This window comes from Bifidobacterium sp. UBA6881 (assembly GCA_002451435.1).
In the GTDB taxonomy this organism is placed as follows: Bacteria; Actinomycetota; Actinomycetes; order Actinomycetales; family Bifidobacteriaceae; genus Bifidobacterium.
On sequence record DKCF01000049.1, the window covers coordinates 1 to 5327 of the forward strand.

Genomic DNA, 5327 nt, shown 5'->3' on the forward strand with positions numbered 1-5327 from the left:
TCCAGCACGTCGGAACGGTTGGATTCGTCGGCGGCCACCTTGATGAGCACCAGTTCGCGCTCCACGGTGGTTTCCGGATCGAGGTCCACGATCTTCAGCACGTGCAGCAGCTTGTTGAGCTGCTTGATGATCTGCTCAAGCGGCACCTCCTCCACTTCCGCGGTGACGGTGACGCGGGAGATGTCCGGACGCTCGGTGGGGGAGACGGACAGCGAGTTGATGTTGAACGCGCGACGGGCGAACAAGCCGGCGATGCGCGCCAGCACGCCCGGACGGTTCTCGACGAGCACGGACAGCGTATGACGCTTGGAACCCGGCTGGGATGCAGGATAATTTGCCATGATCAGATCTTCCTATCCTTACTCGTTCACTCGTTCTCGTTGGCCTTGGCGCGCTGCAGCGGCTTCACGCCCGGCTTGTAGGTGACGTTGTCGTTGGAATCGCCGGCTGCGACCATCGGCCACACCATGGCGTCCTTCCACACGCGGAAGTCGATGAGCACCGGACGGTCGTTGATTTCGTTGGCCTTCTTGATGCATGCGATGGCCTCGTCCTCGGTGAATGCGCGCATGCCCACGCAGCCGTAGGCCTCGGCGAGCTTCACGAAGTCCGGAACATCCACGATGTCGGGCGTGTTCTCGCCGTCCAGCAGGTTCGTCGCGGAGTAGTGGTGCTCGTAGAACAGGGTCTGCCACTGGCGCACCATGCCGTACACGGAGTTGTTGAGCAGCGCGATCTTCACCGGCGTGTGGTCGAGGAACGCGGCCGCCAGCTCTTCGGAAGTCATCTGGAAGGAGCCGTCGCCGTCGATAAGCCACACCGGCTTCTTGTCGTCGAACTTGCGCGCGGAGCCGACGCGCGCGCCGATGGCGGCCGGCAGGCCGAAGCCCATCGTGCCCAGGCCGCCGGAGGACAGCCAGGAATGGGGCTTGTTGAATTCGATGATCTGCGTCGCCCACATCTGGTGCTGGCCCACGCCGGAAACCCAGATGGTGTCGGGGTCGGCCAGATCGGACAGCTGCTTGACGACCCACTGCGGGGCGAGCGTGCCATCGGTCGGCTCGTCCCAGGTGATCGGGTATTCCTCGACCCACTTGTTGATGACGTCCCACCAGTGGCTGGTGTCGGGCTTGCCGTGCACGGCCTGCTCGCGCTTGATCTCCGGAATGAGGTCCTTGAGCACGGTGGCCACGTCTCCGACGATCGGCACGTCCGGCTGGCGGTTCTTGCCGATCTCCGCCGGATCGATGTCGATGTGGATCACGCGCGCGCCCGGCGCGAACGCGTCGAGCTTGCCGGTGACGCGGTCATCGAAGCGGGCGCCGATGGCGACGAGCAGATCGCAGCGCTGCACGGCGCCGGTCGCCGCGATGGTGCCGTGCATGCCGAGCATGCCGAGCACCTTCGGATCGGAATCCGGCACGATGCCGCGCGCCGGCAGGGTGGTGACGATCGGAGCGTCGGTCACGTCGGACAGCTCCTTGACGAGGTCGCCCGCATCGGAACGCACCGCGCCGCCGCCGACGTACAGCACCGGACGGTACGACTGCTCGAACAGCTTCGCCGCGTCGGACAGCACACGGCCGTGCGCCTTGGTGGTCGGATTGTAGCCGGGCAGAATCATGCGCTGCGGCCAGGAGTAGTACATCGTGCCGGTCTGCGCGGTCTTGGTGACGTCCACCACCACCGGTCCCGGACGGCCGGAACGCGCGATGTAGTGCGCCTCGGACAGCACGCGCGGAATGTCCTGCGCGCGGGTGACCAGATACGAGTGCTTCACCACCGGGTAGGTGGCGCCCACGATGTCGGCCTCCTGGAACGCGTCGGTGCCGATGGCGTTCACGCCCACCTGGCCGGTGATGACGACCATCGGAATGGAATCCATGTTCGCGTCGGCGATCGGGGTGATCATGTTCGTGGCGCCCGGTCCGGAGGTCACGATGCACACGCCGACCTCGCCGGTGGCCAGCGCGTAGCCTTCGGCCGCATGGCCGGCGGCCTGCTCGTGGCGCATCAACATGAAGCGGAACTTCGTATCGTCCTTGATGGAATCGTAGACGGGCAGAATCGCGCCGCCGGGAACGCCGAAGACGTCCTTGACCCCCAGATCCTCCAGCGAACGGACCAGCGCTTCGGCGCCGGTCATTTTTTCGCCGTCGACAATGGTCTGCTTTTCAGTGGTTGCGGATGCCTTCGGCATGCCGCTGAATGCCTGCAGAGGCGTAGGTAACACCATGTTCCCTCTCATGCTCGTTCGTAGAAAATTTCCCTCGGAAGACTCCGATGGGCGTGCGGCGTTATGCGCCCCCGTCGGAGTCGACAAGCGGAATGCCGCGCAACCGCTTGTGGCGATGTGCGAATCGCAATTCCTTCCTAATAAGAAGTCTATGCTAATGGCTGACAGAATGATTTTCCGAGCGCATGCCATATGCTGGCATGGCGTCGTCAGTCCTGCTTGGCTCCGGTTTTGGCTCCGGTTTTGGTTTCGGTTTCCGCGTTGGCCTTGGTCTCGACGTTGCCGGCTTTGTTGCGCTTGCCGTGGTGCTTGCCGTGATGGTTCTTGCGGTGCGGACGCTGCACGGGCTCGCGCTGGTCGAGCGCATGCCACCCTTCCTCGGCGGCGATGAGCTGCGCCTTGCGCTTGCTGGAACCGGTGCCGGTGCCGATCGCGTCCTCCTCGTCGCCGAGCATGACGCGCGCGGTGAACACCTGCGCGTATTCCGGTCCGGAGACCGACATCTGGTAGCGGGGCTCGCCGAATCCCATGTCGTGCGCCTTGACCGTCAGCGAGGTCTTCCAATCGAGCGCCGGCCCTTCCGTGGCGACCTCGGCCAATGTGTCGTCCACCAGATGATGCACGACCTTGCGGGCCTCCTCGATGCCGTTCTGGATGAACGTCGCGCCGATCAGCGATTCGACGATGTCGCACAGGATCGAGCTTTTGTCGGCTCCACCCTGTTCGGCCTCGCCGTGGCCAAGCAGGATGTACGGTCCGACGTGCAGCTTCTCGCGGGCGATCTTGCTCAGCGCCTCCTCGGAGACGGCCTTGGCGCGCATCTTGGCGAGCTGGCCTTCGCTCATATCCGGATGGATGCGGTACAGCGTTTCCGTGGAGACGAGTTCCAGCACCGCGTCCCCGAGGAACTCGAGGCGTTCGTAGTTCTTCGCGCCCGGGTGCTCGTGGGAGAAGGAACGGTGGGTGAGCGCCTCGACCAGCAGTTCGGGCGCGAGCGTGGTGCCGAGCGCCTCCAGCAGCACGTTGGCGGTCATTTCGCCCTGTTCGGTGATGGATGTGCCGATCCGCCCCTTGTTGGCGTCGCCGCCCGTGACGGTTGCGGTTTCGTTGCCGGCAATCGCGCCGCCGGTGGTCGCGGAATTGTTCTGATTGGTGTTCTTGCCCATATGGTCCTCGCTTGTGCGGCGTTCGCCGCGAATGTGATTATCGGCTGTTGCGCACGTGGCAAGACGCCAGCGTATCCGGCTGCATTGCTACGCGAACAACGTATGCGGCCGATTCTCGGAACCGGCCATCTGCGATTATAAAACGGCGGCGTATAAAACGGTGGGTGAAAGCGGGCGAACGCGTGTGAGATACAAGAAGACCCCGCCACCCGTCGATGGCAGGGTCTTGATGTTTGCTATACCGTTATCCGGCATTCACTCACTTGGAGTGGATGGAGCGGACAGCCTCGCGGTACACGCGGCCGCGGAAGGAGCCGCAGCTCGGGCATGCCATGTGCGGCAGCGTCGGAGCGCCGCAGTTCGGGCAGGTAACGGTCTGGGCGGCCTTGGCCTTCCAGTTTGCGCGGCGAGAATGAGTATTCGCGCGCGAGGTCTTGTACTTAGGCAGTGCCATTGTGTTTCCTCTATTTCGTTCGAACGATTGAGCTTAAGCGTTCAGTATCTTAACGTGAGCTCCGTACAAATGCCAAATGCGGCCGTGGCCGGGCCTTGTCGGGCCGACGGGCCCCGTCACTCCTTGCCTTCGAGCTTGGCCTTCAGGCCTTCCAACGCGGCGAAACGAATGTCGGTCACATCGTGGTGGTGGTCGGGATGCTCGTTGAGGTCGACGCCGCACTGGGAGCACAGCCCCTTGCAATCCGGCTTGCACAGCGGCTGCAGGGGAAGTTCCTCCACCAGCGTGTCGCGGAGCAGGGCCTCGAGATCGGCCCAGGCTCCGCCGCCGAGCAGCGGGTAGGTGTCTTCGGATTCGTCCTCGCCGGCGATGATGTCGACCTCGTCGTCCTTGGACTTGCCGTTGCTGTTGGTGGACGCGTCCTCATAAGGGAAGAAGGACGTGACGTTCACGGTCCAGTCGCGCTTGATCGGCTTCAGGCAGCGGGTGCATTCCGCATGCACGGGGGCGTTGATGCGCGCGGTGAGCACCAGTCCGTCGACGATGGAATCGAACGAGCCGGTCACGGAGACGTCCGCGCCCTCGTCCACGCCGACGATCTCGTCGCCGATGCCGCTCGGCGCGGGGAACGTCTCGTCGATCTCCTTGCTCTGCCCCGGTCGGGAGGCGACCTGCGCCACGGAAACGGCCCATGGGGAATCTTCAATACGTGCCATATTCAGTCTTCCAATCAATTGGTCGAAGGAGCCGTCCGGCGCCTTCGGATGTCGGTCTCAAATGTCGGCGGCGTCAGTTCTTCGGATAATCGTCCGCGTCGATATGCTGCAGATGCGCGCCGGCCTCGTTCTGACGGTCGTACAGCACCTTGAGGCCCGCCTGCACGCCGTTGTCGAACTTGTCGAGCTGTTGCTGCAGCGTCTCCATGATGGTGATGCAGTACTTGTCGGCGTTCCGCGTGAGGGAGTCGGCCTTCGTCTGCGCCTGGTCGAGGATAGCACGCGCCTTCTGCCGCGCGATTTCGGTGACGTTCTCCTGGCCGGCGAGGAACTGCGCCTGCTCGTTGGCCTCGCGTACCATATTCGCCGCGCGCGACTGCGCGGAGGCGACGATGGCGTTGGCCTGCGTCTGCGCGCTTTCCAAACGGCGTTCGGATTCGCGCATCAGCGCGGACGCGCGCTCCAGCTGCACTGGCAGCATCTTCTTGAGCTGTTCGAGCTGCTCGGCGAGCGCGTCGCGGTCGATGCGCACCGAACCCGGGGAGAACAGCACCGGTTTCGCGTCGGCCAACGCCGTCTCCATGCCGTCGATGATGTCGTAGACGGTGGTGAATTCGTCGCGGCTGCGGTCGGACGAGTCGATGAGCGGCGCGTCCGGGTCGAACGTGTCGCGCAGTTCGGGCAGTTCGGGCAAATCCGGTTTTGCCATCGAGGGACGTGGGGAATCGACGGCGTCCGCGTTTCGGGCCTTGGCC

6 protein-coding genes are annotated in these 5327 nt (G+C 64.0%); all 6 read right to left on the reverse strand.

Annotated features, from left to right (window positions below):
- Window positions 1-341 (reverse strand): acetolactate synthase small subunit (gene ilvN, locus B3C64_RS04100; RefSeq protein WP_291533922.1); only part of this gene is annotated, 341 nt, incomplete at its 3' end.
- Between the two features lie 26 nt (window positions 342-367).
- Window positions 368-2236, reverse strand: a complete 1869-nt coding sequence (locus B3C64_RS04105; RefSeq protein ID WP_291533924.1) for an acetolactate synthase large subunit — start codon at window positions 2234-2236, stop codon at window positions 368-370.
- A gap of 209 nt (window positions 2237-2445) precedes the next feature.
- A complete protein-coding gene (rnc, locus tag B3C64_RS04110) occupies window positions 2446-3270 on the reverse strand; it encodes a ribonuclease III (RefSeq protein WP_291533945.1) in 825 nt (274 codons plus the stop codon).
- A 391-nt stretch (window positions 3271-3661) separates the two neighbouring features.
- On the reverse strand, window positions 3662-3856 hold the full coding sequence (gene rpmF / locus B3C64_RS04115; RefSeq protein ID WP_291533926.1) for a 50S ribosomal protein L32: 195 nt from the start codon (window positions 3854-3856) through the stop codon (window positions 3662-3664).
- Window positions 3857-3972: 116 nt separating this feature from the next.
- On the reverse strand, window positions 3973-4572 hold the full coding sequence (locus B3C64_RS04120; RefSeq protein WP_291533927.1) for a YceD family protein: 600 nt from the start codon (window positions 4570-4572) through the stop codon (window positions 3973-3975).
- A 73-nt stretch (window positions 4573-4645) separates the two neighbouring features.
- Window positions 4646-5327, reverse strand: a 682-nt coding sequence (locus tag B3C64_RS04125; RefSeq protein ID WP_291533928.1) for a cell division protein, incomplete at its 5' end; no start/stop codon positions are given.